This window comes from Streptomyces lancefieldiae, from assembly GCF_031845825.1.
GTDB lineage: Bacteria > Actinomycetota > Actinomycetes > Streptomycetales > Streptomycetaceae > Streptomyces > Streptomyces lancefieldiae.
Genome location: NZ_JAVRFH010000030.1, coordinates 1 through 26,016, shown reverse-complemented (window position 1 = coordinate 26,016; position 26,016 = coordinate 1). Strand labels below are relative to the sequence as shown.

At 70.2% G+C, this 26,016-nt stretch carries 25 protein-coding genes and 1 pseudogene; 9 read left to right on the top strand and 17 right to left on the bottom strand.

Annotation, left to right across the window (positions count from 1 at the left end; all coding sequences use genetic code 11):
* Window positions 1–38 precede the first annotated feature (38 nt).
* Entirely contained in the window at window positions 39–317 is a 279-nt protein-coding gene (locus RM812_RS25790; RefSeq protein ID WP_311576497.1) for a hypothetical protein, read from the bottom strand.
* Window positions 318–352: 35 nt separating this feature from the next.
* Between RM812_RS25790 and RM812_RS43100 the strand changes: the two are divergent.
* Both RM812_RS43100 and gltX read left to right on the top strand, forming a co-directional pair.
* A pseudogene (locus tag RM812_RS43100) lies at window positions 353–637 on the top strand (hypothetical protein); the annotation flags it as partial.
* Between the two features lie 189 nt (window positions 638–826).
* Window positions 827–2,200, top strand: coding sequence for a glutamate--tRNA ligase (gltX, locus tag RM812_RS25785; protein WP_311576676.1), 1,374 nt, complete (start codon window positions 827–829; stop codon window positions 2,198–2,200).
* A 7-nt stretch (window positions 2,201–2,207) separates the two neighbouring features.
* Here gltX and RM812_RS25780 read toward each other — a convergent pair whose 3' ends face one another.
* The 9 genes from RM812_RS25780 to RM812_RS25740 are packed head-to-tail and all read right to left on the bottom strand — an operon-like array spanning window position 2,208 to window position 11,458.
* The gene (locus RM812_RS25780; RefSeq protein ID WP_311576493.1) at window positions 2,208–3,194 is read right to left on the bottom strand and encodes a glycosyltransferase; all 987 of its coding nucleotides are present in this window, start codon (window positions 3,192–3,194) and stop codon (window positions 2,208–2,210) included.
* Window positions 3,191–3,805: an HD domain-containing protein gene (locus RM812_RS25775; protein WP_311576490.1), complete on the bottom strand. Its 615-nt coding sequence runs from the start codon at window positions 3,803–3,805 to the stop codon at window positions 3,191–3,193. The genes RM812_RS25780 and RM812_RS25775 overlap by 4 nt, the downstream gene beginning before the upstream one ends.
* A gap of 5 nt (window positions 3,806–3,810) precedes the next feature.
* Window positions 3,811–5,526, bottom strand: a complete 1,716-nt coding sequence (locus RM812_RS25770) for a carbamoyltransferase C-terminal domain-containing protein (RefSeq protein ID WP_311576487.1) — start codon at window positions 5,524–5,526, stop codon at window positions 3,811–3,813.
* Window positions 5,527–5,543: 17 nt separating this feature from the next.
* On the bottom strand, window positions 5,544–6,335 hold the full coding sequence (locus RM812_RS25765) for a radical SAM protein (RefSeq protein ID WP_311576484.1): 792 nt from the start codon (window positions 6,333–6,335) through the stop codon (window positions 5,544–5,546).
* Between the two features lie 17 nt (window positions 6,336–6,352).
* Window positions 6,353–7,471 carry a hypothetical protein gene (locus tag RM812_RS25760; RefSeq protein ID WP_311576481.1) on the bottom strand — a complete coding sequence of 373 codons (1,119 nt, stop codon included), beginning with the start codon at window positions 7,469–7,471 and terminating at the stop codon, window positions 6,353–6,355.
* The gene (locus RM812_RS25755) at window positions 7,471–8,580 is read right to left on the bottom strand and encodes a radical SAM protein (protein ID WP_311576478.1); all 1,110 of its coding nucleotides are present in this window, start codon (window positions 8,578–8,580) and stop codon (window positions 7,471–7,473) included. The genes RM812_RS25760 and RM812_RS25755 overlap by 1 nt, the downstream gene beginning before the upstream one ends.
* Before the next feature lie 3 nt (window positions 8,581–8,583).
* The gene (locus RM812_RS25750) at window positions 8,584–9,582 is read right to left on the bottom strand and encodes a D-2-hydroxyacid dehydrogenase (RefSeq protein WP_311576475.1); all 999 of its coding nucleotides are present in this window, start codon (window positions 9,580–9,582) and stop codon (window positions 8,584–8,586) included.
* Window positions 9,579–10,889, bottom strand: coding sequence for a glycosyltransferase family 4 protein (locus RM812_RS25745; protein ID WP_311576472.1), 1,311 nt, complete (start codon window positions 10,887–10,889; stop codon window positions 9,579–9,581). Before RM812_RS25745 ends, RM812_RS25750 begins: the two co-directional genes overlap by 4 nt.
* Window positions 10,890–10,933: 44 nt before the next feature.
* On the bottom strand, window positions 10,934–11,458 hold the full coding sequence (locus tag RM812_RS25740; RefSeq protein ID WP_311576468.1) for an ATP-binding protein: 525 nt from the start codon (window positions 11,456–11,458) through the stop codon (window positions 10,934–10,936).
* A 203-nt stretch (window positions 11,459–11,661) separates the two neighbouring features.
* Here RM812_RS25740 and RM812_RS25735 point away from each other — a divergent pair, with 203 nt between their 5' ends.
* Window positions 11,662–13,107, top strand: coding sequence for a carph-isopro domain-containing protein (locus tag RM812_RS25735; protein WP_311576464.1), 1,446 nt, complete (start codon window positions 11,662–11,664; stop codon window positions 13,105–13,107).
* Between the two features lie 10 nt (window positions 13,108–13,117).
* Window positions 13,118–14,071 (top strand): FAD-dependent oxidoreductase, encoded by a 954-nt coding sequence (locus RM812_RS25730; protein WP_311576461.1) that lies wholly within the window; start codon window positions 13,118–13,120, stop codon window positions 14,069–14,071.
* 48 nt (window positions 14,072–14,119) lie between these two features.
* Here the strand turns inward: RM812_RS25730 and RM812_RS25725 are convergent, their stop codons facing one another.
* Window positions 14,120–14,824 carry a nucleotidyltransferase domain-containing protein gene (locus RM812_RS25725; protein WP_311576457.1) on the bottom strand — a complete coding sequence of 235 codons (705 nt, stop codon included), beginning with the start codon at window positions 14,822–14,824 and terminating at the stop codon, window positions 14,120–14,122.
* 191 nt (window positions 14,825–15,015) lie between these two features.
* Between RM812_RS25725 and RM812_RS25720 the strand changes: the two genes are divergently transcribed.
* Both RM812_RS25720 and RM812_RS25715 read left to right on the top strand, forming a co-directional pair.
* Window positions 15,016–15,369, top strand: coding sequence for a DUF317 domain-containing protein (locus RM812_RS25720; protein WP_311576454.1), 354 nt, complete (start codon window positions 15,016–15,018; stop codon window positions 15,367–15,369).
* A gap of 168 nt (window positions 15,370–15,537) precedes the next feature.
* The gene (locus RM812_RS25715; protein ID WP_311576451.1) at window positions 15,538–16,359 is read left to right on the top strand and encodes a DUF317 domain-containing protein; all 822 of its coding nucleotides are present in this window, start codon (window positions 15,538–15,540) and stop codon (window positions 16,357–16,359) included.
* A 92-nt stretch (window positions 16,360–16,451) separates the two neighbouring features.
* Here the strand turns inward: RM812_RS25715 and RM812_RS25710 are convergent, their stop codons facing one another.
* From RM812_RS25710 to RM812_RS25685, 6 genes are all read right to left on the bottom strand, one after another.
* Window positions 16,452–16,841, bottom strand: coding sequence for a hypothetical protein (locus RM812_RS25710; RefSeq protein ID WP_311576448.1), 390 nt, complete (start codon window positions 16,839–16,841; stop codon window positions 16,452–16,454).
* 231 nt (window positions 16,842–17,072) lie between these two features.
* On the bottom strand, window positions 17,073–18,809 hold the full coding sequence (locus RM812_RS25705) for a relaxase/mobilization nuclease domain-containing protein (RefSeq protein ID WP_311576445.1): 1,737 nt from the start codon (window positions 18,807–18,809) through the stop codon (window positions 17,073–17,075).
* Window positions 18,806–19,294, bottom strand: a complete 489-nt coding sequence (mobC, locus tag RM812_RS25700) for a plasmid mobilization relaxosome protein MobC (protein WP_311576442.1) — start codon at window positions 19,292–19,294, stop codon at window positions 18,806–18,808. Before mobC ends, RM812_RS25705 begins: the two co-directional genes overlap by 4 nt.
* Window positions 19,295–19,474: 180 nt before the next feature.
* On the bottom strand, window positions 19,475–20,761 hold the full coding sequence (locus RM812_RS25695; protein WP_311576440.1) for a hypothetical protein: 1,287 nt from the start codon (window positions 20,759–20,761) through the stop codon (window positions 19,475–19,477).
* Window positions 20,762–20,993: 232 nt separating this feature from the next.
* Window positions 20,994–21,695: an ATP-binding protein gene (locus tag RM812_RS25690; protein WP_311576674.1), complete on the bottom strand. Its 702-nt coding sequence runs from the start codon at window positions 21,693–21,695 to the stop codon at window positions 20,994–20,996.
* On the bottom strand, window positions 21,692–22,624 hold the full coding sequence (locus RM812_RS25685; RefSeq protein ID WP_311576437.1) for a hypothetical protein: 933 nt from the start codon (window positions 22,622–22,624) through the stop codon (window positions 21,692–21,694). Before RM812_RS25685 ends, RM812_RS25690 begins: the two co-directional genes overlap by 4 nt.
* A 508-nt stretch (window positions 22,625–23,132) precedes the next feature.
* Here RM812_RS25685 and RM812_RS25680 point away from each other — a divergent pair.
* The 3 genes from RM812_RS25680 to RM812_RS25670 are packed head-to-tail and all read left to right on the top strand — an operon-like array spanning window position 23,133 to window position 25,389.
* Entirely contained in the window at window positions 23,133–23,390 is a 258-nt protein-coding gene (locus RM812_RS25680; protein ID WP_311576434.1) for a helix-turn-helix domain-containing protein, read from the top strand.
* A 46-nt stretch (window positions 23,391–23,436) separates the two neighbouring features.
* On the top strand, window positions 23,437–23,817 hold the full coding sequence (locus RM812_RS25675) for a helix-turn-helix domain-containing protein (protein WP_394816516.1): 381 nt from the start codon (window positions 23,437–23,439) through the stop codon (window positions 23,815–23,817).
* A 51-nt stretch (window positions 23,818–23,868) separates the two neighbouring features.
* Window positions 23,869–25,389 carry a LacI family DNA-binding transcriptional regulator gene (locus tag RM812_RS25670; protein ID WP_311576431.1) on the top strand — a complete coding sequence of 507 codons (1,521 nt, stop codon included), beginning with the start codon at window positions 23,869–23,871 and terminating at the stop codon, window positions 25,387–25,389.
* Window positions 25,390–26,016: the final 627 nt, after the last annotated feature.

The window sequence follows — 26,016 nt, the reverse complement described above, 5'->3', positions numbered from 1 at the left end:
GCCGGAGTGACCGGATCCGCTGTCGCAGTTGTCTCGGCCTATGCCTCGAACAGGGCGGGCCGCCATTCCAGGATGTTGCCGTCGAAGTCGCCATCCCGTACGTCCTGCAGAGCTGCCGCATAACCGACCTCGATAGCCTCGGTGATCAGCTGCCGCAGTTCTGGCGGCGCGTACAGGAGTCGGTGTCCGGCGCTCGAGTAAAGGTTGGCTGCGGCGTCGCTGGCGGCACGGGCATGCTCGCCGGAAACCGTTGCGACATGCATGTCCGAGATGGCTTGTGCAGCGTTCTTGATCTCTTCCTGCGGAGACGAAGTCATGGCGGCCAGTATCCGCAGGACGGCGGCGGGACGGAATGCCGCCCCAGCCGGCCCTGCGGCCGACCATTCGCCAGTTCGCCGGGGGCAGACAGCTCAGTGCCCAGGGCTGGCTCTGCGGCGTGGACCAGCCGCGCACGACCGCCAACGTCCCTGTTTTCTCCTGCACCGTGTCCTTGGAGTTGCTGCCGCCGCTCGTCCAGGATGCCGAGCCGGGCCCTGACGTGGTGGGCTGGCAGCCGTGGGCGGAACCTGTTCTCGGCGCCCCGTACCTGTGGTGCGCGAACTTCAGCGCCAGTGTCCCCCACGGCCTGGTCGCCGCGTTCGCGTCCGCCTCGCCGGTCCCAGTGCTCCGCCGCAGGCGCCAGCCGAGCGTTCATGGGGCAAGGACGGCCGAAAAACGTTGGCGCGGGGGCGCGGCGAGTGGTCCGGGGCGGAGGTCCCGCGTCGGTACCCTGGAGCGCATGTCTACTGCCCCGGTTCGCGTTCGTTTCGCCCCGTCCCCGACCGGCATGTTCCATGTCGGTGGTGCACGGTCCGCTCTCTACAACTGGGCGGTGGCACGACAGTCCGGCGGCAGGTTCGTCCTGAGGATCGAGGACACCGACGCGGCCCGGAACAAGCCGGAGTGGACCGAGGGCATCATCAGCGCGCTCGCGGCGATCGGCATCCATGGCGAGGACCCGGCCTTCGAGGGGCCGTACTTCCAGTCGCACAACGCCGACCGGCACCGGGAAGCGGCTCAGCAGCTCTTCGAGGCCGGCCGGGCGTACTACTGCGACTGCACCCGGGAACAGCTGAAGGAGCGCACGGGGTCGGAGCACCTCGGGTACGACGGGTTCTGCCGGGACCGGGGGCTGGCCTTCGAGGAGGGGCGGGCGCTGCGGTTCCGGACGCCGGACGAGGGGGAGACCGTCGTGGTCGACCTGGTCCGCGGGGAGCCGGCGTTCCCGAACAGCGCGATCGAGGACTTCGTGATCGCCCGTGGTGACGGGTCCCCGGTCTTTCTGATCGCCAACGTCGTGGACGACCTGGACGAGGGAATCACGCAGGTCATCCGAGGCGAGGAGCACCTGTCGAACACGCCGAAGCAGCAGCTGCTGTGGGAGGCGCTCGGTGCCAAGCCGCCTGTGTGGGCGCATCTGCCGGTGATCGTGAACGAGAAGCGGCAGAAGCTGTCAAAGCGCCGGGACAAGGTGGCGCTGGAGGACTACCTCGCCGAGGGGTTCCTGCCCGAGGCGATGGTGAACTACCTCATGCTGCTCGGCTGGGGCCCGGGTGACGACCGGGAGATCAGGCCGTACGAGGAGCTGGAGCAGCTTTTCCGGATCGAGGACGTCAACACCGCGCCGGCCTTCTTCGACGTGAAGAAGCTGACGGCGTTCAACGGCGAGTACATCCGCGCCCTGTCGCCGGAGCAGTTCGCCGCCGCCTGCGCGCCGTGGCTCGTCGCCCCGTACGCGCCGTGGCGGCCGGAGGCGTTCGACAAGGACGTCTTCGAGGCGGCGGCTTCCCTGGCCCAGACCCGGCTGGCGCTGCTTTCCGAGATCACCAGCTATGTGGACTTCCTGTTCCTCGACGAGCCGGTCGAGGACGAGGCGTCGTGGAACAAGGCGATGAAGGCGGGCGCCGGCGACATTCTGTCGGACGCCCGCGCCGAGCTGGCCGACGTCGCGGACTGGAAGGCGGACGACCTGAAGGCCGTCCTGCTCGCCGTCGGGGAGAAGCACGGGCTGAAGCTGGGCAAGGCCCAGGCGCCCATCCGGGTCGCGGTCACCGGCCGGACGATCGGACTCCCGCTGTTCGAGTCCATGGAGCTGCTCGGCCGGGACCGCGTGCTGGCCCGTCTGGAAGCTGCCAGCAAGAAGCTGGTCGCGCAGGCTTAGCCGCTGGTCAGGCGACCTGCGTCAGGAGGTTGCCCCAGGCGTCGCCGAAGTAGTTCAGGTCGAACCGGGCCAGGGCCTCGTACCCCGCCTTGGCCTCGGTGTGGCGTGCCGCCGCACGCTCCCGGACCTGTGCCGGGAGACTGCGGAGGTCCGGGGCTGGCTGGCCAGCCAGTGCGGCGAGGTCGCCCAGGCCGGCCACCGGACGGATGAGGCAGGGCAGGCCGAGGAGTAAAGCCTCGGCGGCGCAACGGCTCCAGCCCTCCCGCATCCGTGGGAGGAAGACACCGACATCACAGGCGCGCAGCAGACGCAGGTACCGCTCGCGTTCGACGTCGTAGTGCGCGCTGTCGAGGCCGATGGTGTTGCTGCCGCTGGTGATCACCCGCAGTCCGGGAACGCCGGCCAGTGCTGCGGAGACTTCCTCGGTCCCCTTCCAGTGCACGGCCTTGCCCGCGTAGACGCCGATCACGTCGGGTTGTAGGCCGAACTCGGCGCGGCACTCGGCCCGGTCGTAACCGCGTGCCTGCTCTACTTCGGCCATGTCGAAGGCGTTGTAGATCACCCGTACGTTGCGGACGCCTCGGGCGTGAAGCTGGTCGGCCCAGTACGGGGCGACGCACACGACGGCGGCGCACTGCGGCAGAACGCGGAACAGCCGCTCCCAGAGCATGGCCTCGATGGGGGCGGAGTCATGTTGGAGCGGCTCGTAGTGGTGCAGGAGGAACACCGTGCGGGCGCGCATCCCGGGCGTGAACAGCAGCAGGCTGAGGTCGTCCCACACGAAGGTGCCGGTGGTGCCGTGCAGCGCCCGTATGGAAGGTGCCAGGCGGGCGAGGTGGCGGAGCTTGCGCCAGCGGCGGACCCGGTAGGTCCGCTTGTGGTCCGGGACCGTGCGCCATTCCACGTCGTCGGCCGTCACCTCGTGGAGCATCCGTAGGTAGACCCGGCCGCCGGTCCGGCCGACCGGCTCCATCGAGTAGACGACCCGTTTCACGGACGTACCTCCTGTATGTGGTGGACGTACTCGGCGTGCAGGCGCGCGTGCATGGTCTCCAGATGCGGGCCGAGGTCGCGGGCGGCGTCGGCGAGGAAGAGGTGGAAATCGCCCAAGGTCTGGAGGAACCGTCGGCGTCGGTCGAGGTTCGGGGACGCGGCGAGGTCGCGCAGGTTGTGCAGGCGGTCGGCGAGCCGGACGAGGAGCTCCTCGGGCGGGAGCGCGGCCTGCTTCGCGCGCCAGCGGGTCTCGTCGCCGACGGACTTCGTGCGCTGTTCGAGGCGGTGGTCGGCCGTCATGGCACGCAGGCGAGCGGTGAACGGGCCGCCGAGGTGATGGACGAGCAGTGCCTCCGACTCAGGGGACACCTCCAAGGCGTCATGGAGGAGAGCGAGGAGGAGGGTCTCGGGGCGCCGGACGCCGATCTCCGTTCGCAAGAGCCTGACGACGGCCAGCGGGTGCTCCAGGTAAGGCGTGCCCTGGTCGCGGGTGTGGCCGTCGTAGACCGTGAGAGCGAGGCCGGCGGCCACGCGGGCGCGGGACTGCTCGTTCAGGCTCCACGCCGCGGCACCGAGCACGGTCAGGACGTGGTCGAGGTCGATGGGATCCATCCGCCTCACCTCGTACGAAGGGACGCGGCACGGGGATCGGGGACGTGGTCGGCGAGCAGCAGGGTGTCCCCGACGGCGAGGGCGTCGAGGCGCAGCTCCACCGTCGCCGCCACGGCTTGCTCAGCGGTCCGCAGGATCGGGGCGCCTTTGCGGTTGAAGGATGTGTTCAGCAGCAGGGGCAGTCCGGTGAGGTCGCGGAACTGCTCAAGGAGATCGCCCAGGCCCTGGTGGTCGGCGGCGACGGACTGGACGCGGGCGGTGCCGTCGTGGTGGGTGACCGCCGCGACTCGGTCGGTTCGGCACCGTCGGACGGCGGCGACACGGTTCATGAACGGGTCGCCCGCCGACATGAACCATTCCGTGGCGTGCTCGGCGAGGACGGCCGGCGCGAACGGGCGGTACGCGGCTCGCTTCTTGATCGCGTTGAGTCGGTCCCGCGTGGCGGCGTGACCGGGGTGGGCGAGGATCGAGCGATGGCCGAGGGCACGCGGCCCGAATTCAAGCTGCCCCTGCACCCAGCCGACGATGCGGTGCTCGGCGAGCAGTGCCGCCACTGTGGCCGGCAGTCCGAGCCCGAGGTGGGGCAAGGCGTGATAGCCGGGCGGCACCGTTATCGTTGGCAGCGCGCCCGGGTTCGGGCCCCAGGCCGCGTCGGTTGGCACCGGCAGGCGCTCCTGCCCGAGCTGGTAGTGCCAGCCGTAGAGCGCGGCGCCAACGGCTGTGCCGGCGTCGTGCGGGGCGGGTGCGACGAAGAGGGTGTCGAAGCCGCTGTCGGCGGCCAGCTGGCCGTTGAGGTGGGAGTTCAGGGCGCATCCGCCGGAGAACACTAACGTTGAGGCCCGGGTGAGTCGTTGCAGGTGGCGGGCGATGTGGACGACCGATGCGGCGAAGATCTCCTGGACGGCGGCGGCCAGGTCGGCACGCTTGTGTTCCGGCTGTTCCGCGACGTTGTCGGCGGTCCAGGCCCGGCCATCGAGCAGCAGCGGTGTGCTGCTGTCCGCCGAACCCCACGGATGATCGATGCGGACCTCGCCCTCGTCTCCGAGCCGGACCAGTTCGCGGACGTGTGCGCCGTAGCGCTGGGGATCGCCGAAAGCGGCGAGCGCCATCATGCTGCCCTCAGGCTCGTCGCCGGGTGGGATCACCCTCTGGGCGAGGTTCCGGTAGAAGTGCCCGAGGGAGGAGTGGACGCGCCGAGGCCCGACCGGGCCCGGCACGACGGCCGGCATGCCCTGGTGGAGGCGGTCGATGCGATCAGGCCACAGGTCGTACCCCGTGATGCGCTCCCGGCCAGGGCCGAAGTCGGATCCCAGGGAGGAGCCGCCGGCGTCGATGACGAGGCCCGCGGCGTGCTCGTGCCCGGAGAGCAGGTAGCCGGAGAGCACGTGGGCCGTGTGGTGGGAGAGGAGGCGGAGGTGTTCGCCGAGCGGCGCGGGCAGGAGGGCGGCGAGTTCCTCCCGCTCCTCGGCCAGCCACCAGCCGGCCGCAGGGTTGGGACGCATGGAGGCGGCCCAGACGGCGTCCACGTCCTCCGGTTCGAGGCCGGCGGCCTCCATGCACCACTGGAGCGCGCGGGTCGGGGCGGTGAGCGTGCCCTTGCGGGTGGGGTGGTTGTGCTTGACGCCGCTCCAGCGCTCCTCTTCGGCTGCGTAGAGGCGGCCGTCTACGACTAACGCGGCGGCCGTGTCGTGGTGGAAGTTCAGTCCGAGGACTGCGGGCATGGTGGTGTACCTCCCGGTCAGACGGTGAGGGCGGGGACGAGTGCGGCGCCGGAGTCGGTGTACTCGTGGCAGCGCAGGCAGAACCGGAAGTGGTGCGCGCGCGGCGCGAACACCTTGGCCGCGAAGTCCTCGTCCCAGATGCTGAACTCGCTGTCGTCCTTCGCCATGGCGTTGAAGCAGCGGTAGCAGGACCCGTCCATCTCGATCATCAGGTGCTGGTCGAGGTGGCGGTCGCAGAGGCCGCGCAGCTCGTTCGCCGGCTGGCCCACGTCGACGTGGTGCACGTGGTTGGTGACATGAATGGCGCCGTACTTCTCACACAGCGCCCCGAGCTGCGTGAGCCGGGTGGAACTGATGCCTTCCAGGACGCTGTTGACGACCACGGTCTTGCCGGCTTCGCGGAGGCGGGGCACGACGGCGTGCACCTCGTCGTAGTTCCCGTGTTCGTCGTCGCAGCCGATGAGTATCTGGTCGTAGGAGCGGAGGGTCGCGTCCATGATCGGCTGGTTGCGGGCCAGGGTGATGGCGTTCGTGCCCAGGACCATGACCTTGTCCGGCAGCCGCGTGCGGGCGGCGTCGCTGAGCGCCGGGAAGTCCCGGTGCACGGTGGGTTCGCCGCCGTTGATGTGCAGCTGCTGGAAAGGGATGGTCTCCAGCCGGGTCAGGATGGTGGAGAACAGTTCCAGGGGCATGTTCTCGCCCTGGGCGCCGTCGGCGAAGATGCAGAAGTCGCAGTGCCGGTTGCACTTTGTGGTGATCTTGACCTTGGCCGTTTTGAGGGTGCGGGGCACCGACGCACGCGGGGTCATTGGCGAGACTCCTTGGGTCAGAGGTGGACGTCCTCGGGGGTGAAGCTGAGGAAGTCCTGGACGGTGGTCTTCTGCTGGTGCCAGCGCGCGAGGGCTGCGCGCAGGGTGTCGGCGGTGGTGGGGCCAGTGGGGATCAGCGCCGCCATCCGGGTGGCCAGCCGCTGGGCGGCAGTCGCCTCGTCTGCCGCGAGCACGGTCAGCGTTTGCGCGGCGGAGCGGAGTTCCTTCGCCTCCCGCCGGATCAGGTACTCGGTCGCCACGCCGGGCGGCGGATCGAGGTAGTACAGCCAGCGGGCGACGCGTACACGGAGCATGCCGGCCGTCATCACCCAGTCAGTACGAGCGTGCTCATGCCCCTGGCCGCCTGGGCGGGCCCAGTCAGGAACGCGGCGCATGGCCGCCTCCAGAGCTACATGGGCCGCGCGGAGCAGGTGGCGCGGACCCCGTGGGCGGGCATCGGAGCGGTTCTCTGAGTGCCGGAGGAACAGCTCGGCGTATCCGTCCAGTCCCTCAGGCCGCCACTGGGTGAGGGCCGCCGTCTTTCCGGGGCAGCGGGTACGGGTCGCGAGTGCGGCGGCAGCGAACCAGCACGGGGCGAGGTAGTGCCACGCCACGCAGTGGCGTCGGTACGCGGCGATGTCCTCGACCACGTTGTCCGTGCTGTCCGCGGCCAGCTGGTATCGGCCGCCCATCCTGGCCTGGAGGATCCCCCGGTAGAACCGCTCATCGACCTCGCACCAGGGCGCCATCGGGGCCCGGGACTTCCAGCGTTGGAAGTCCCGCGCGCTGCCGCTGATCAGTGACCAGGTCGCGAGTTCGGGCGCGGAGACGAGTCGCCCGTCCGTCTCGGTCGCGGTGAACGCGAAGCCGGGCGGGTGCTCCAGGAGACGTCGATGGAAGACTTCCCGGCCGACTGCGGCGGTGTGTGCGGCGGCCAGGCGGTGGTTCCACTCTTCCCAGTCGGCGGGGGCCTGGGGAAGGAGGACGCGTACGTCGATGTCGGAGTGCGGAGCCAGCAGGTCAGCCGGCTGCCACTTGTGGGTGAGCATCACGGCCCCGACGTCGTGAGCATCCAGCTCGCGTTCGTACAGAGCGCCGAGCTCCTGGTAGAGAGGCGGCGCGTCGACCACGACCATCACCGCTCCCCGGTGGAGGCGCGGGCGCAGGGGGAGCCGGCCGCTTCCATGGGGAGGACGGGGAGCAGGGGCAGGACCGGAGTGCCTTCGGGGCGCTCCATCCGGTCCCAGCGCAGGTCGTAGTCGACGTAGTGGAAGCCCTGCCAGGCGTCGTTGGTGTTGCGGTCGAGCATGGCCTGGAAGAGGTGGGCGAAGGCGTCGCCGAGTGTGCCGTCGGCGAGGTGGGGCTTCAGGGGGATGTCGCGGTTGTGCAGGATGCAGGGTCGCGCCACTCCGGTGGGCGTGATCTTGATTCGGTTGGCGTCGGAGCAGGTGGCGCAGCTGGAGTTGGAGATGAAGCCGATCGACCCTGCCCAGCCGTCGGGACGGAGGTACTGCCCGGGGCTGCGGACGCCCAGCTGGTCCCGGGGGACTTCGCCGGCGTTCGCGAACCACTCGTCGAGACGGTCGCGGACCTCTGCCTCGGTGATGAACTCGGTGTCGAAGAGCGCCTGGGCGGGGCCGATGTTCTGGAGTTCGATCAGGCGGACGGCGACGGGCAGGTCGCGGGCGAGTTCGGCCACGGCGAAGGCGTCGTCCAGGTAGGTGCGCTGAAGAACGCAGTTGATCTTCACTCGCAGGCCGAGGGAGAGGGCGGCGTCAAGGGTGCTCCGGGTGGTGCGCGGGTCGCCACCGCCCATGATCGCGGCGGACCGCGCCGGGTCGAGGCTGTGGAGGCTGAGGTTGAGGTAGGTCAGGCCGGCGTGGTGGAGCTGTTCGACGCTCAGCCCACGGCGCAGGTTGCCGTGGCTGGTCATGCCGATCGCGGCGTCGGGCCCGAGGCCGTCGGCGAGGCCCGCGATGACGTCGAGGATGTCGGCTCGGAGGGTCGGTTCACCGCCGGAGCAGTGTGCCTTCCTGATCTTCCAGGTCCCGGCCTCGGTGGCGATGGCCGCATAGTCGGAGGCGGTCAGGGGCCGGTCCTTGTGCCCGTAGTCCGGCATGCACCGGGGCTTGCAGAACACGCAGTCCAGGTTGCACAGCGAGTTCAGGGTGAAGGCCAGGTAGGGGTGGTTGCGGCCGGCGGCGGCGAAGGCGGCGGCCAGATCGTCGTGGTCTGCGGTGGGCATTGGTCAGCCTCCTACGAGCGGAGAGCGGGTGGCGGGCGCCTCGGCCAGGCCGTTGAGGGGCTGGCCCGAGAGGTAGCGGTGCAGGTTGTCGGCGAAGAACGCCACCGCCTCGTCCATGTACGCGCGGCAGAACACCGAGCTTTTCGGGGTGAGTACGACCCGGGGGTGAAGCCGTAGCGGATGGCGTGCAGGCAGCGGTTTGGGATCGAACACGTCCAGGGCCGCACCGCGCAGGTGGCCGGTGTCGAGGGAGGCCAGGAGGGCCGACTGGTCGACGGTTGCCGCGCGGCCGAGGTTGAGGAAGAGAGAGCGGGGCTTGCACGCCGAGAAGAGGTCGTGGTCGAAGTAGCGGTGCGTGGCAGGGGTCGCGGGCAGCAGATTGACCACGACGTCGGCGACGGACACCGCCTGGTGCACCGCCGTCGTGTGCACCCACGTGATCCCGCCCTCGGAAGCCGCAGGTGGTGTCCGGCGCACTCCGATGACGTTCATGCCGAAGGCCCGGGCGGCCCGGGCGAGGTGGCGCCCGACGCTGCCGCAGCCGACGATGGTCATCGTCGCCCCCGCCAGGTCGAAGAACTCCTCGGCCAGGTCGTCCTTCCACCAGCCACGGTTCCGCTGAACGCGCTGGCTGGTGAACAGCCCGCGGGAGAAGCCCAGGACCAGGCCCATGGCGTGCTCGGCCATGGGCCTGCCGTGGAAGCCGTACGAGCGGGTCAGGGCCACCCCGACGGAGTGTGCCTCGGCGACGGGCAGATGGTCAGTGCCGGCGGCCGGGGAAGCGATCCACCGCAGAAGTGGCGCGGCGAACAGCCACGAGGGCGCGAATCGCCACCCGAAGTAGACGTGTGCGTCGGCCAGCTGGTGCGGCACGGCCTCCTCGGTCGCCCTGCGGAACTCGACGCCGGGGAAGGCGGCGGACAGCGCACGCTCGTGCTCGGAAGACAGCCGCCAGAAAGAGTGCGGGGACTCCAGGCTGATCAGCACCACCGGCTGGTTCATCGCGCGCGGCCATCCACGGTGGCTGACCGCGCCAGCGCCCAGGGGGCGATGCGGTCCATGACGGAACCGACGCTGGCCTCGTAGTCGTGGCGGGAGCGCACCAGGGCCGCCCCGGCGCTCCGGAGTCGATCGCGTTCTCGGGGCAGGACCGTCAGGGCCCGGTGCAGGGCGGATGCCAGGGACCTGGGGTCCTGCGGTGCGGCCGTGAAGCCGGTCTCGCAGTCGATGACGGTCTGAGCCAGACCGCCGGCCGTGGTCGCGACCACGGGGCCCGCACCGGCTGCGAACGCCTCCAGGGGTATCCGGCCGAAGGGCTCCTCGCGAGAGGGAACGATGACCGCGCGCAGGGCCGGGCTGTGCAGCCAGGCGCGGATCGCGGGGGTGAAGCGAGTGATCAGGGTCGCGCCCAGATCGTGCGCGCGGATGTGCGCTGCCAGGTCCTGCTGGTACGAGGAGGGGTGCTTGTGTTCCTCCGAGGTCACGGCAGCCAGCAGCAGGTGAGGAACGGGGACACCGCGTTCCTTCAGCAGACGCAGCGCCTCCAGGAGGTCTTCGAAGCCCTTCGTCGGGACTGCGCGGCCCATGGCGAGAAGGAATCCGGCGCGGGCCTTGAAAGGCAGCGGCAGAGCCGTGGCCGGCCTGACCATCTCCTCACGGATCAGTCCGTTCGGGATGCTCACGATGCTCGACCGAGGGACGGCGTAGTTGACGACGAGGTGGCCTCGCATGTGGGAGGAGATAGCCCCGACGCGTGCACCTCGGAGGGTCGCCGCTCGCAGGGCGTCCCGCTCCCAGCGGACGCGGGAGACGTCCTTGGGCCGCGTCAGCGCGGTCGTGGAGCGGGGCACGAGCAGCAGGTCCGTGGTCGGCGACGTGTAGGGCGCGAGCCCGAGGAACGGGATGTCGAGGCCGACGAGGAGGCACCGGCTCGCCCGCGCGGCGATGCGTATGGCCGCCTCGCCCGCCAGGTCGCACAGCTGAACCGAGCCGCGGATCGAGTCCGGCGGCGCGTTGACCTTCGGGATCGTGATGACCTCGGCCGCGGCCTGTCGCAGCATCTGCCGCACCTCGCCGGCCCACCGCTGGTCGTGCGCTCCCGCGGTCTCGGGCACGTGCGGGGTGATCACTGAGAGGCGGCCTGTCGGCAGGAGCCGGGCCAGTGCCGTGAGGAAGGCGCGGTTGCTGAAGCCGGTGCCCGACTCCGCGCCGTAGAAGCCCTCGTGGAGAGCGACGACGACCCTGGGCTGGCGAGCGGCCTCCGGCACAGCTGTGCGTGAGGGTGGGGAAGTCGCATGGTCGATGCGCACTGTGTGGTGCCTCCTTGGAGGACGGGTTTGGGCAGGCGTGGACATCAGGCGCCGGCGGACGAGGAGCACGGCCTGTGGGTGAGTCGGCACCAGGCACGAGAGCCGTTGGTGCCAGTCGTCAGCGACCAGGCATCGGCCAAGGCATCGACGATGACCAGTCCCCGTCCTGATTCGGCCTGCTCGGCGGGAGCGGTAGGAGAAGCGGGTGCGGGTCGGGAACAGCCGCCGTCGGTGACGGTGATCTCGATCTCCAGGCCGCCGCTGGCCAGACTCCTGCGGTCGACGCACAGAACCAACGGCGGACTGCCCGAGACGAAGGCGTTCGTCGCGAGCTCCGACCCGATCAGGCGGGCGTCAGCAAGTACGTCCGTCTCAGTGCCACGCAGTGCCAGCGTCATGGCGCCCCGGGCGACCTCGGCCGCTTCCGGCCCGTACGGCAGATCCGTGATCAGGGTGGTCGTGCCGTCGCCGGCGACGAGCCCGCGCCCAGGGGCGGAAGTTGGTCGTCCGGCGTCACGGTCCAGCACACCGCCCGGTCGGCCTGGGGAGGTGCTCGTGTGCTGTCTCAAGGCCCACCTCTTTCTCCGTCGGTTCGGAAGACGGGCGTCTCCGCCGGGATCCAAGAACACAGGAGGGGGACGGTCAGACAGGACCCGATCAGTGGGTCAACTCGGTCAACTTCCATGCGGCGGTGGTGAATCGTCCGCCTTGGGGCATCACCATGGGGCCCACGAAGTGATGGACGAACCACTGGAGCGAAGGGTGGTCGCACGTGGCACCCCAGACAGGCGAACCCAACGTGGTACTGGCGGGGTGCCTCGACGAACTCGGGTGGAGCCCGAAGGCGCTCGCTCGCAAGCTCAACCGGGTGTTCGGAGCGGGGACGGTGGCCGAGTCGGCGCCGTACCACTGGCGGGACGCCGGCTCCCTGCCGCGCTCGCCGTTGCCGGTGATGGCCGCCTACGTGCTCTCCCAGGAGCTGGGTAGGAATGTCTCGGTAGCCGAACTGTGGCAGGGCCGTGTGGGCGACTCGTCAGCGCTGGTCCCGGCGGACACGGATCTCGCGCGGCCTTGGACCGCGCAGGGCATGGAGGCGATCGTGGAGGACTGGGTGATGGGAGGGCTCGTCGACCGACGCCGGTTCCTCGCGATCTCGGGCGCGGGACTCCTCGCGATCGTCGCCCAGTACCTCGACGGCACCGCGGGACGCGGCCAGTACACGCCTCGAATGACGTCGTCACTCGGCACCGATCCGCTCGTGGACCAGGTCGAGCAGCACCTTCCCATGCTCCAGTTGCTCGATGACGAGCACGGAGGGGCACGTCATCTGCCCTACGTCGGAGCACAGCTCCGGGCTGTCGGGCTGCTGATCCGCGAAGGCGGCCACGCTCCGGCTGTCGCGAGCCGTCTGATCCGCGCGCTCGCGGAGATCGGCCAGCTGGCCGGCTGGATGGCCTTCGACGCGGCCGACCACGGACTGGCGCAGCGCTACTTCGTCACGGCGCTCCGGGCCGCGCACCAGGTCAACGATCTTCCCCTGTGCGCCCACATCCTGGGCGACCTCTCCTTCCAGGCGGCGAGTCGAGGACACCCTGCGGACGCCATCGCCCTCGGAGAAGCCGCCCGCCGTGCGAGCGACGCCGCCCCGCTGGCCGTCCGGGCGTCCGTCCTGTCCCGGCTCGCCTACGCGTACGCCGCCGCCGGCCGTGACAACGACTTCGCCCACACTCGTGGCGCTGCCCGCGAACTGATCGCAAGCCGGGACGGCGGCCAAGAAGAGCCCCGCTGGATGTACTTCCTCACCGACAACCACCTGGACTGCCAGGCCGGTTACGGCCTCATCCAGATGGGTCGTGCACAGCAGAAGGCGGAGAGCGGGAAGAAGAGCCGCCGCTTCCTCGCCCAGGGGACCGAGATGCTCAGGTCCGGCGCGTACGACGTGCCACGCGGCGACCCAAGCCAGCGCCGAGCCATGTTCGAGGGAGCCTGGCTGGCCCTGGGACACAGCGCGCACGGAGACCTGGAGGCAGCCTGCGAGATCGGCCAGATCGCCGCCGACCGCCTCGATGTCGTCCGCTCGCCTCGCAGCGCGGCGCTGCTCCACCAGCTCGCCGCCGACCTCCGTCGCCGACAGCGCAATCCTCACGTGCGCAGCTTCCTGCCAGCTCTGGAGAACGCCCTCGCGCAACACGCCTCATCGACGCAACCCGGCCGTTAGGGTCAGGTTCATGACCGCAGGGGAGCGCGTTGTCGTTGTCGGGGCTGGGGTGGCTGGGCTCACCACGGCCGTCGTTCTCGCCGAGGCCGGGGCTTCGGTGCACGTGATCGCCGAGCAGGTGCCGGGGGTCACGTCGCTGGCGGCCGGGGCGATGTGGGGGCCTTACCTGGTCGAGCCGAAGGACAAGGTCGACCAATGGGGACAACTGTCCCTGGAGATCTTCCGGGAGCTGGCCCAGGACCCGGCGACGGGCGTCCGGCTCACCAGTGGCATCGAAGCATCCCGCACGGCCGAAGCCGCGCCAGACTGGGCTACCACTTTGCCGGGTTTCCGACCGTGCGAGCGGGCCGAACTCCCGGCTGGGTTCACGGCGGGCTACCGGTTCACCGTGCCACTGATCGACATGCCCACCTACCTCGACTACCTCCTGCGCCGACTCCGCGATGCCGGGGGTGTGGTCGAGCGGCGACGGCTGACTTCGCTCTCAGAGGCCGGTCCGGCTTCGGCGATCATCAACTGCGCGGGCCTCGGGGCGCGCGACCTGGTTCCGGACCCTGACCTCCGGCCCATCCGCGGCCAGCACGTCGTCGTCACCAACCCCGGACTGATCGAGTTCTTCTCCGAGGACACCGGCCTCTCTCCAGACCTCCTGTGCTTCTACCCCTACGGCGACACCGTGGTCCTGGGCGGCACAGCGATCGACGGCGAAGGCGATCTGGCCCCCGACGACAAGGCGGCTGCCGGCATCCTCGCCCGCTGCGCCGAGGTCGAGCCCCGCCTCGCCGAGGCCCGTGTCCTGGAGCACCGGGTCGGCGCTCGACCGACCCGCGCCACGGTCCGTGTGGAGGAAGAGGTGGGGGAGGACGGCACCGTGGTCGTGCACAACTACGGGCACGGAGGCGCCGGCGTCACGCTGTCGTGGGGGTGCGCCGAGGAGGCTCGGGCGTTGCTCTCCGTCAAGTGATCTGCACGTGGAAGAACAGACGTTGCGACGTCCGCAGCGCGGGATCGCTCAGGGCGCCCCGACACGCTTGTAGCCGACCCACAACCGGCCACCGGTCTGCCCGAGCACCTCGTCCACGACGGCCACGAGGGTCTCGACTCTCCCGTCCAGTACCTCCTGTAGGCCGTGGTGGAGGCGTGTGCTGAGCCCTGGCACGGTTGTCTCAAGGCGGCGTGCCAGCCACTTCCCACCGCCACCCCACGAACCGGCAACGGCCAGGGCCAGCTCACCGGTGCGTCGGACCAGTTCGGTCGCGATGAAGAGACGCTCGCTCTGGTCGTCGCTTCCCGCGAGGTCGTCCAGCAGGTCGGTGATCGCGTAGCGGCGGTCGTCGATCTCTTCCGTCGACACCGGGGGTGGTCCGGCGGTGGTCAGCTTCCGGGCCTGTGCGGCGAGGCGGGCTCCGAGACCGTCGGTGTCGAAGAGCAGCAGCCCGTCGGCACACATCCACAGCAGCGGTGACCGGCGCTTGCGCAGCTCCCGTTCGACATAGGCGTGCCACGTCGCCTCGGTGTGAACGAACATCTCCACCGGCCAGCCGGCGTACTGGAGGCTCGCCCGGTAGGGGGCTGGGGCTCCGTGGAGCAGGACCACGATGTCGAGGTCCGACGTGGCCGTTCGGCGGGCTGTCACGACGCTGCCGCCCAGGAACGCGGTGCGCGCTTCGGGGTGCTGTTCATCTACGACGGCGCGTGCGGCCTCGATCGCATCCATGCGGCAACTATCAGCACTGCCCACACCGGGCGCACGCCGTTTTCCGCAGCTGGACAGCGAGGTCTCGCGCTCTGTGTCTCAGTTCGCCGGGGGCAGACATCAAAGCTCCACGAATGACTGGTCAGCGCCGCAAGGGCATGTGAACCTGGACGACCTTCTCGCAAAACACCAGGTCAAAGAGGTGATTGCTCGTGACGGCGGCACCCCAGGGCCCCGGATTGTCCACCAGCGTCGAGGCCCTGCGGCTGCGTGAATGGCTGCTCGGCCCGGGCCAGGCCACACTCGTGATGGAGGGGTTCTCCACCGACGACTTCCACCTGGTCGTTGACGACCGCGCGGACGTACACGTCAACTCGAAGGATGGATCCTTCTATCTCGGATGGTTTCCGTCCGGCCGCCCTGGTACCGACGGCGAGGGGTGGAAGATCGCCGTCACCGGTACGGCCAAGGTGCGCGGCTACCAGATGTCCTTCGACACCGAGACGCCGGCCGATGTCGTCGCTGCCGCAGTCGCGCGCGTGCTGGACACCTCCCAGCGGGTGTGACAGCCAGAGGCTCGAGTCGGCGCCCTGGGGGAACCTGCCGTCTGCCTGGTGAGGGCGAGACGGGGTAGCCCGGCCATCTGCCACCCGAGGCCGCCGCGAAGCTGGCCCGGCACCCCCATCCAGCTTTACGCACCGCTGGCGGCATCAAGCCCCCCAGCCCCCAGCCCCTTGGAGGCGCACTTGCATCCCGATTTCCCGATCGATCCACCCGCTCCGGCCTGCGTCCCGTCCGTGTACTGGGTCGGACCCCGGCACCTGGCCGGTGACGACGGACGCCTCTACGACGCCGTCGCTGACACGCTCGCCAGCCTGGGCTGGACGAGCCTGACGCTCGTCCGCGGGCGCCGGGAGCCGGACGAGGCGTCGGAGGACCGTCAGGTCCTGCGCAGCACCGTCCTGCACATCAGCCCCGACTCCCTGCGGTGGGCGCAGTGGGCTCTGCCGGACGAGCCGTTCCACCTGGGGAACCTGCCGATCGCCTGGCAAGTGTCCGCTCGTACGGACCCGAGCAGTCCGCTCGCCCACTGGTCGGCCTACTTCACCCCCGATGTCCCGGGGGAGATCCTCGCCGGCTTCCTTGCCGCGCTCGACGCCCGCGATCAGCCCGCCCTGCAGTGCGGTGGCCCCGAGCTGGTCGTCGACGCGGTAACGGCGCACGGTTGGCTGCGCGACGTCGACCAGCCCGGGTTGGGCGCGGTGGATCCGACGTTTGCCTCCCACATCCGCCTCGGTGAGGTGCCGCCCCTCATCCAGGATGGCGACCCGCTCGCGCTGGTGGCTGAGGCGGACGAGGCGGCTCTGGCCGGGTGGCAGGCGTGGGCCGAGCCGGTGTTCGGCGGCGGCTACCTGTGGGCCGCGTCGTTCAGCAGCAGCGTGCCGCACGACCTCGTCGCCGCCTTCGCTGACTCCCTCAGCTCCAGTGCGCCGGTGCTGCGCCGGGTGCTGCCGGAGAGTACACGCGATCGGCTCCTGCGCGCTCCGGCCTGCTGAGGGCCCGTCCAACGCACCCGAAGCCGGGCCTCCCGTCGGGGAGGCCCGGCTTCGTGTACCCGCAGAGCGGGCCGTCGTGGGTGTGCGGCCGGTCAGCTTCCTTCGTACAGGGCGAGGAATTCGAGGGTGTCTTCCGCGGTGGCGATCTCGGCCAGGCGTTCGAACTCCGCGTAGTCCTCGTCGGTCATGATGGCGACGGCGTCGCTGACCACGGATCCCTCGGGGAGCTTGGCGAAGTACTTCATGAGCAGGTCGACGAAGGCGTCCTTCATCTCGTCGAGTTCACGCTGCCATTCGTCTTCGAGCTCTATCTGCGCAATCGCGGCGGCCTTCTCTTCCGGGGTGAAGGTGATCAGCAGGTCGCGCTCGGCGCGGGTGAACGGGCGTCCGTCGCGGTGGTAGGGGCGCTGCCGGGTGTCGGGGTGGTTGAGGTCCAACGTGGTGAGCAGGAGGACGACTTCGGAGCGAACGGAGGAGTGCATGGGTGGTTCCTTGTGTGGTGTCGTGAGATCGGTTTGTGCTGGCGAGAAGCAGGGTGCTCGCGGAAGGGTGGTTGCTGAGCGTGGGCCGGTGGCGGGGGTGCCGCGCGCTCGACTGCGGTGGGGACGAAGGTGCCAAGCGAAGTTGTGGGGCTTCTGGGCACCGATGGTCCGGAGGATCGCCGGTTTGGCCAACCGGCGATCGTCGGCTATGTTTCGCCCGTTTTTCGCTGGTCAGCGCCGTCGGCTGGGGTCGTTCACGGCGCTGGTGGCCGGTTGCGTGACGGGCGCGAGGGGTGCGCTGCGCCGAGTGCCCATCGTGGCCGTTCCGTCGGGGCTTGCGGGTAGGGCCAGCAGGTGTGCACTGCGGCGCAGGCGCCACACCAGGACATCGCTGATGGAGTCGGCGGTGTCGAGCTCACGTCGTCGTGCGGCGTCGGCCAGCAGAACGGCCGGGTCGTGGCCAGCCTTCCGGACGTCGTCGAGGGTGGCGGCCAAGGCGGCCCAGCCGGCCTCGGCGCGGATCTGCTCGGCCAGCTCCGGCAGCACTTGCTGGAGCAGGGCGGCGTGCCGTTGCCGAACACGCGGCGCCAGACGCTGGCCTCGCTGCCGCAGGACGGCCATCGGCTGGGCTGCTGCGGATTCGTAGGCGGCCCGAAGGTGTTCGGCTGCCTGCTGAGCTGCGGCGGCCTGCTGCGCGTGCTCCTTCTTCGCGTGCCAGTTCGCCGCGGCGATGGCGAGGAAGAAGGCCATGTCGATGAGCATGGCGGTGGTGGCGCCGTCTTCCCCGCGACCCAGGGCTGGTCCGCTGTGGACGAGGTCGCGGGCGGCCTGGCGCAGGGCGCGGTCGTGCCCGCGTACGGCCCTCACGTGGGAGCGGCTGGCCCGCTCGAACACGAAGGCCGCCTCGCGCAGCTCCTTGCGGGTATGGGCGGCGGAGGTCTTGGCCAGTGCGTCCAGGACCTCACCCGCCGCTGCGATCTGGGCCGCTGCCGCGCCGTCATCACCGTGATCGATGATCAGGAGGGCCTGCCAGGTGGCTGCGGTGGCCCGGCGCCGCGCGAACGCGGGACCTGTCACGTCCGGCAGGACCGGTTGTTCCCGCTCGGATCCGTCCGCCGAGGCCACAGCCTCCACGGGCAGGGCCCAGCGTTCGCGGATGCGGGGCAGGGACAGATCTGGTGCGAGCGTGGAGCCCGCGTAGAACACCGGCTCCTTCTCACCGTTGCGGTCATCGGGCAGTGCGACCTTGTAGCCGAGCAGGTCACCGGAGGGCGCGACGCGCTTACGGATCAGAAGACCGGCGGCGGCCAGCCGGTCGAAGAACTCTTCCTCGCTGCCGGCGCCGGCGATAGCGCGCCGTACGGTCTCCCGCAGCTCCTCCCGCGCCGGACGCTGCCTGCCCGTGCGTTCGGCCTTGTGCCGCTCCGCGCTGGTGGTCCGCTTGGCGGCGGTGCCGTCCCCGGGCGCGACCTGGTGCAGGCCGAGTTCCTTTTCGATCAGGCGGCACTCGGCCTGGGCGCGTTTGCCGGAGCGGTGGTGGTCGGGGCGGCGGCCGTCCTCGCGGACGAGGGTGGTGATGATGTGGATGTGGTCGTCGGCGTGCCGGACGGCTGCCCAGCGGCAGCCGGCGCCGTCGCCGGGGTCGATGCCGGTGGCGGCGACCATACGGCGGGCGATGTCGCCCCACTGCTCGTCGGACAGGATCGGGTCGTCGGGCGCGGCGCGCACCGAGCAGTGCCAGACGTGCTTGTCAGGACGCCGGTCCGCGTCGAGGAGGGACAGGGGCTGGTCGAGGAGGTGCTGGAGGTCCTTCTTCGTCGCCGAGGGGTCGCGGCCGGGGTCGGGGGCCATGTTGTCGAAGGAAGCGACCAGGTGCGGGTCGATGTGCTCCTCGTGGGTGCCCTTGCCGTACAGGTAGTGCAGGAGCCCGAGGGTGTTGCTGCCCTGCTGGTGGATCCGGGGGATCAAGCCGCTCGGCCCTCCTGCCCGTTGGCGACCCTGTCGGCTGCCCGCTGGACGGCCTGCGCGGCACGCTGCAGGTCGGCGAGGGCGGCGGCGAAGTGCACGTCGGCATCAGAGTTGAGTGCCTTGGCGATCTGGTTGACGTTGCTGCCCGCCCAGCCGAGCTGACGGCGCACACCGAACAGGGCCGTCAGGATGTCCCGCTCGGTGGCGATGGCCGCCGCGGTGCGGGACTGGTCGCGGGCAGCGGCCAGCGCGGAGTGGGCCAGGAACCCGGCCACGCTCATGCCGACGTGATCGGCGCCGGACTGGATGACGGCGAGTTCCTGGTCGTTGAGGCGGACGCTGTGCGCGGGGCGCTGCTTCTTGTCACGCGGACGCGACTTCCCCTTCCTGGCCCTGCCCTTGCGGCTGGCCTTGCCTGGCTGCGGTCCGCCCTCGGTCGCACCCTTCCCGTCCGGTGCCCCCTGGTGCCGGACGGGACCCGCCACCCCCGGGGCGGGATCGGGTTCGGGCGCTCCCCCCGCGGAGTGTCCGGACCTCCAACTTGCTCCGCCTGGGGCAGGGGTGATCAGCAGAGATTGCTTGTGAGGCACGGGGTCTTCGTGGTGCGGGGCGTGCATGGGGCCCTTCGGGTCGGGGTCTGGTCGGAAGTGCTGGTGCTGCGGGGATCAGCGGAGCGGATCGCCGGTTGCTGCCTTGAGCTGAGCCTTGAACTCGCGGACGACTCGTCCGACGCCGTCGCTGGAGACGGTGTAGCCGGCGGCGCGCAGGGCGTCCTCAACCCGGTCGCGTCCGACGCTGCCGGTCTCCTCGTGGATGCGGCGAGCGTGCTTGAGGATGACCTCGTCGGAGGCACGGGCTTTGCCCGCGTCGCGCTTCTTCCGGGCAGTCGCCTTCCGCTCGCGCCTGCCCGACACGCTGCCCGGGCTGTTGCCCGTCGGTGCCGGGCTGTCTTCGGCTTCTGCCCGTGCGGGCAGCCCGGGCACCTGGCGGGCAGGCTGCGGGCGGGCAGCCGTAGGCACCTCGTCGTCACTCGGGTCTGATGGGTGAGGACGGGCAGCGTCCTCTGCCCGCGGCAGTGCTTCCAGGCGGTCGGAGCGCGGGTGGCTACACCCGGGCTCTCGGGTGGAGGACGAGGCCGGAATCTGCCAGCGTGGCGGCAATGTGATGGCCGCGAGGTCAAGGGCCTGCTTGCGGGTGGCGAGCTTGCGCAGCAGCAGCTCGTCCTGGAGCGGGTCGCCGTCGACGTCGGCCCGCTCCAGCGCCTCGTGCAGGCGTTCCGTCAGGCGTCGTTGCCGCCGCTTGCCGCGCTGCTTGTCGGTCATCGACTCGGTGCGCAGGATCAGGGCGACGGCTTCGCTCAGCGCGCGCTGGCGGATGAGGCGGGCGGCATCGGCGTCCTGGTCGGCGATGCCGAGGCGAGCCAGGAGGCGTTCGCGTGCCTGGCGGACGAGGACGGCGGCCAGGCCGCGTGAGGTGGCGTCGGGGGCGCGGTGGCGCAGATCGATGCCCATGGCCAGGTGCCACAGCATCGCGGCCATGACGGGGCCGACGAAGGCTCGCACGGTGCCACCGACCAGCCCGGACTCGGCGTAGGCGGGCAGAACCTGGACTGCGGTGATGAGCCAGGTGAGGGTGCCGGGCAGGCCGGGTGCCTGCTTCGGGCCGTTGAGGTTCTCCCGGGTCATCAGGGCGGTGGCGAACAGGGCCAGCTCGGCGGCGGCGAACATCGCGACGCGCTCGGCGGTGCCGCCCATGTCGAGGTAGTCGGCGGCGAACCGCCAGCTGGTGTCCGCGCTGTACGCGGTGCAGCCGAGGGCGGCCACGGCCGCGACCGGCACCGCGACAGTCCCGCGCCAGCGGTTGGTGTGATGCCGTCGGCGGCGCTGCTGGCGGATCAGCCACCCGGCGAGCAGGACGAGCAGCACGGGCGGGATGAGGAGCGCCACGGTCATCACCGGGGAGGTGGCCCAGTCAGGGAGGAGCGGCGGGCCGCTGATCCGTATGGCGAGGGGGACGGGGCTGTGAGGAGGCAGGAGAGGGCTCCAAGGCGTCGAGGATTGAGGGCGAAGGGCGAATCGACGGAGCGCTGAGCAACCGCCTATGCGAGAGGCTGGCGCGGGTAGGGCTGGTGTCAGCGCGGGTGATGCGGCGGGCCCGGCCAGGAGAGGGCGCTGAGGCGGCCAGTCAGGCGGCGGGCGCTGTGCGGCGTCGTCGGTCGGGGCCGTTGAGGATGACGCGCTCGGTCATCTCGGCGAGGCGGGAGGCGACGCGGTCACCGAGGGTGACGCGCAGTTGCTCCATCGGAAGGTTGGTGGTGATGAGGGTGGGGAGCATTTGCTCGTACCGGTGGTTGATGAGCCGGTAGGTCAGCTCCTCGGTCCATTCGCTGGTCTTGGCCGCGCCGAGGTCGTCCAGGAACAGCAGCGGGCAGCGCGCCAGGGTCTGCAGGTCCCGCTCGGCGTCGTGGCCGGCGCGGGGGCGCAGGCGCGCGTGGAAGTCGGCGGTGGTGGTCGCTTCCCAGCGCAGTCGGACCCCTCGGGCGAGCAGGGTACGGATGGCGCCGTACGCCTGGTACGTCTTGCCCGTGCCCGTGGGGCCGGCGATCAGCAGCGACGGGCCCTCTGCGATGCCCGGCCCACCGGGGCCGGGGCGTCCGGCGCGGGCGATCTCGTCGGCCCAGGCGGTGACCTTCGGGTGGTCAGCCAGGGCTCGGCGGTAGCGGGCGGGGATCCTGGCGTCGGCGAGTTCCAGCGCGGTGACGGGCTCGACGTGCCCGTCCTCGACGGCGGCGGTGGCGAGGTCGATGCCGCGACTGGCAAGGATGCCGTTGAGCCGGTCGGCAAGCGGGCCGACCTGGTGGGGCTCGCGGGTGAGGGTGGCGGTCAGAGGTCACCTCCGTAGGCGGCTTCGACAGCGGCGGGGTTTGTCCACGCCCTGTGGACAACCGGCGCGGCGGGGGCCGCGTTCATGGCCTCGTGCACGAGGCTCGGCAGAGTGCTGGGATGCAGGCCCTTGGCGCGGTGCCGCTCCAGGCCGACCCGGATGTGGGCGGGGGCGATGCCCTCGCCGAGCAGCTTGCGCACCTCGCGAGCGAGATGGCCCAGGACGTCCTTGGGCGGACGGTGTGTGCACGCGGCGGCGTACTCGGCGATGAGCTCGCTGGCCGAGACGGCGTGGGGTGCGGGGGCGCTCGCGCCCCCCGAAGGGGTATTTCCTAGATCCACGATCCTAGGTCCTAGATCCGGACGCTGAGGTGTCACCGCTCCCTCACTGAGCCCTCCCCGCTGCCTCATGGAGGGCTCACTGAAATCGCTCTGACCTGCTGTTTCGCCATCGGTGACCGGACTCACTGCAGGCTCGCTTATTCGCCCGGAGCCCTCACGGAGGGCTCCGTGAGGCTGCGGTTCGGGCTCCGTGACGCCCACTCCCGCAGTTGGCGCCTCGACGCCGGGCGCGGTGCGAGCCTGCGTGTCGTGGTGCGGGCAGGCGGGAAGGCGGCTAGCGCTGGGGCGATTGATCTTCTGATGCTGCCGCCAGGTGACGATGTGCAGGTAGCGCTTGTCGCCCGGGCCCTTGTAGCGGCATATCAGCCCGGCGTCGGCGAGTTGGGCGAGGTCCTGCTCGACAGCGCCAGGCGTGTGTTCCGGGCGCAGGACCCACAGCTGCCCGGCGATGATCGCGGCGTGGTCGCGGTGGCGCCCCTGGTCGTCAGCCTGGGTGAGCAGGCCGAAGAAGGTGCGCTCGGCGGTCAGGGAGACGGCGGCCAGGGACTCGGAGACGAAGGCTTCCGGTTTGATGGTGCGGATTCGTGCCAAGAGGGGCGGTCCTCACTCGGTGGCCGGTGGGCTGGGTGCCCACGGTTCACCGTCGGTCGGGGCGGGTCGGGCGTGAAGGGCGGGGATGTCTGGCCGTTGAAGCGGGAGCGTTGATGGCCGCTCGCGCTTTCCGGGGTGTCGTCAACATAGCCACACCCAGGTCGCGCAAGTCCAGCCCTATCCGGCGCAATCTCTCACGGCAGAAATGCCGCTGGAAATCGAGTCGGCGAGGGGGGTGCGAAAAAGGTAGGGCACGATCGGCGGTTGACCAAATAGTTGCCCCGCATCCCGAGCCAGAAGGATCACATCGGCAAGCCGTTGACGTCCCGCGAGCGACGAAGCTACAACACAACACCCCACGTCAGAGAGGCTCCCTGGTGTCGGGGCCCGTTCGGGGATCCGGCCTTGCGCAGCACCCCGATCGCCTCGCTCACCGATTGAGCGCGGCGCAACATAGCCGACGATCGCCGGTTAACCAAACCGGCGAATGCACGCTACAACTGGAGCCATGGCAGCACGATCTCTGGAAATAGGGCCAGCAGGAATGCTGGCTGCTCGCACCATTGAAATCCTTCGCACGGAACGCGGCCTTGGGCAGCGCCAACTCGCCGCGCGGTGTACCGCTTTGGGCCGTCCCATGTCCAACACGATGCTGTCCCGCATCGAACTCGCCAAGCGGCGATGCGATATCGACGACCTCGTCGCCATCGCCGCAGCACTGCAGGTGTCACCCGCCGCCCTCCTCCCGGGGCCGGGTGCGGCCTGAGCTGCCCACGCAGCCCTCGCCGACCTCCCGACCAGGAGCCGCCCCCTTGCACCGATCCACGCCCGCGCTCGTGCCCCACAGGCCGTCCGACGCCCCTCCTCCCCGCCTCTACCGCCCTGAGGAGATCGCCGACACCCTCGGTTGCTCGACCTGGTGGGTCAAGGACCGAGCGCGACGGCGCCTAATACCGCACACGCGGGTCGGCCGCGCCTACCGCTTCACCGCCGAGCACCTCGCCGAGATCATCCGCCTCTACGAGCAGCGGCCGGCCCAGCCTGCGCAGGCAGTCGCACGGGTGACCGAGCCGCTCTCCGAGCCCGGTGCGCAGACCGGCTCCGGGCAACCTCGCCGCCCTGTCGTTGCGCCGGCGACCCGTCTGCGGGCCCGCCCGCCGCGTCGACAGCAGCAGTACGGCACTGTCGCGTGACCCGATCGCATCTGCCGTAGCCGAGGACAAGGAAGAGGGGGAGAGCGGGACTTGGGTTTCGCGGAGAAGCGCGGAAACTACTGGCGCGGCCGGTACAAGGTCGCGCCCGGCAAGCACAACACGGTCGTCGACGAGAACGGCAAGGCGATCAGGTTCGCCACCAAGGGCGAGGCCCAACGGGCAGCGGCCGAGGCCGAGAACAAGTACCGTCGCGGCGACTGGCGCGACCCGGCCCTCGGCCAGGAGACCTTCGGCGAGTACGCGAACCGCTGGTACGAGGCCCAGGACCTGGCCGCCTCGACCATGCAGAACTACAAGCGCCACATCGAGGAGCACCTCCTCCCCGAGTTCGAGGACAAGGCGCTCGCCGGCATCCTGCGCACGGACGTCGACCTGTGGGAGAAGAAGGAGAAGGCCCTCTACGCGGCCTCCAGTGTCAAGACCTGGCGCTCGACGCTCCACCTGATCTTCGAGGACGCGATCGACGAGGGCCTGATCACGTCCAACCCGGCCGCTCGGCGGCGCGGACGGGGCAAACGCGCCGGCCGCTCCCGAGACCGTGGCCCGGAGAAGGTGGTCACCGACGCGCTCGGCATCCTGCTGACCGCCGAGCGCGCCGCCCTTCTCTCCGGCCGCGACGACGAGTTCGTCGCCGTGGTCCTCAAGGGGTACACCGGCATGCGATGGGGCGAGATCGTCGGCCTGGAGACCGCGTTCGTCCGCCCTGGAACCGTCCGTGTCGAGTGGCAGCTGTACGAGCTCGACACAGGGGAGCTGGTGCGCTGCCCACCGAAGGACGACAGCTACCGCACCATCGACTCGATGGACTGGCTGTCCGCGCTGGTCGCCAACCACATCGCCCGCACGAAGCCCAAGCCGTGCCGCTGCCATGCCAAGACCTACGTCTTCCGAGGACAGGGCGCGGCCCGCACAGGCGGCGGCCACCAAGGCGCGAAGCTCATCGACGTCGCCCGCCGTGCCGACGTCTCGACCGGCACCGTGTCCAACGTGCTCAACCACCCCGAACGCGTCACCGAGGCCACGCGAGAGAAGGTCGAGCAGGCCATCGCGGACCTCCGGTTCGTGCGAGGCGGCGTCGTACCGGAGCATGCCGCCCACTGGCGCAGGAACGGTTTTGCGACCTGGCTGTTCACGCCGGCGGTCTCCGGCTGGTACCCGAAGAAGGCACCACAGGAGCCACGGCCGGTGCCCCTACTCGGCGAGCCTTGGCCTGGCGTCCCGGCTCGGGGGCGAGGTGCCAGCGAACGAGCCGACGCGTGCTGGCTCCCGATCGCCAAGGGACTCACGCCCCACGGTCTTCGTCACACTCACCGGACCGCGATGGAGGACCTCGGTACGGAGAAGGTCCTCATGGACGAACGTATGGGCCACATCGACGGCTCCGTCTCAGCACGCTACGCACACGTCACCCCTGGCATGCGCAAGCGCCTCATGCTCGGGCTGACTGAGCAGTGGGAGGCGGCGTTGGACGCCCGGCTGGCCGTGTGCCTGACCTCGCCGGTGCGCGTGCTCAACGATCTCCTGCACGCACGCTCGGTAGCCTTCCTGTAGCCCCACGGCGCCCTGCAATGTTGCTGTGGGGCACCGCCGACTTCACCCCTACCGAAGGAGACGATCCGGGCGCCTACGCTCTGTCTCACCCTCCGGCGCCGCCGCCAGGGCAAGGGGCAGCCCGCAGGAATCACTGACGAGGCCGGTTTAGGCGTCGGCCCCCGCTGCCGAATGGGGTGAGTCTGGCAGCAGAGCCTATGACCGAGTACTCATGCCTCCTCCCAAGGGTCCCGGCGGCGATGAGGGCCACGCTTGCTGCCTCGTGGCCAGTCAGGGAGAGAACTACACCGGTGGTGCGAAAGGCTGGGAACAGCCCGACCGCTGTCCAGGCGCGGGTGTTCTGCAGTGGCCGTCTGGCGTGTGCGGCTTGTTCGGTTGCGTTCCGTTCGGCTGCGAGTCATTCGAGTGGCCATTTGTAGTGAACGTGGCAAATCTCTACTTCTCGCATGTGCGGCAGCACGCGGTGAGTGGGCGAACAGATCCTGAGCAGGCGAGGAGTTAGAAGCTGTTCTCTTTTCGATCTTGAGAGATGTGCGTCGAACGGGAGTCCCGATCGGGTGATCGCGGGGCGCTGGACGCATACGAACAGGGCCTCCTGAACAGCTCGTTGGTGTCGAATCACCGAGC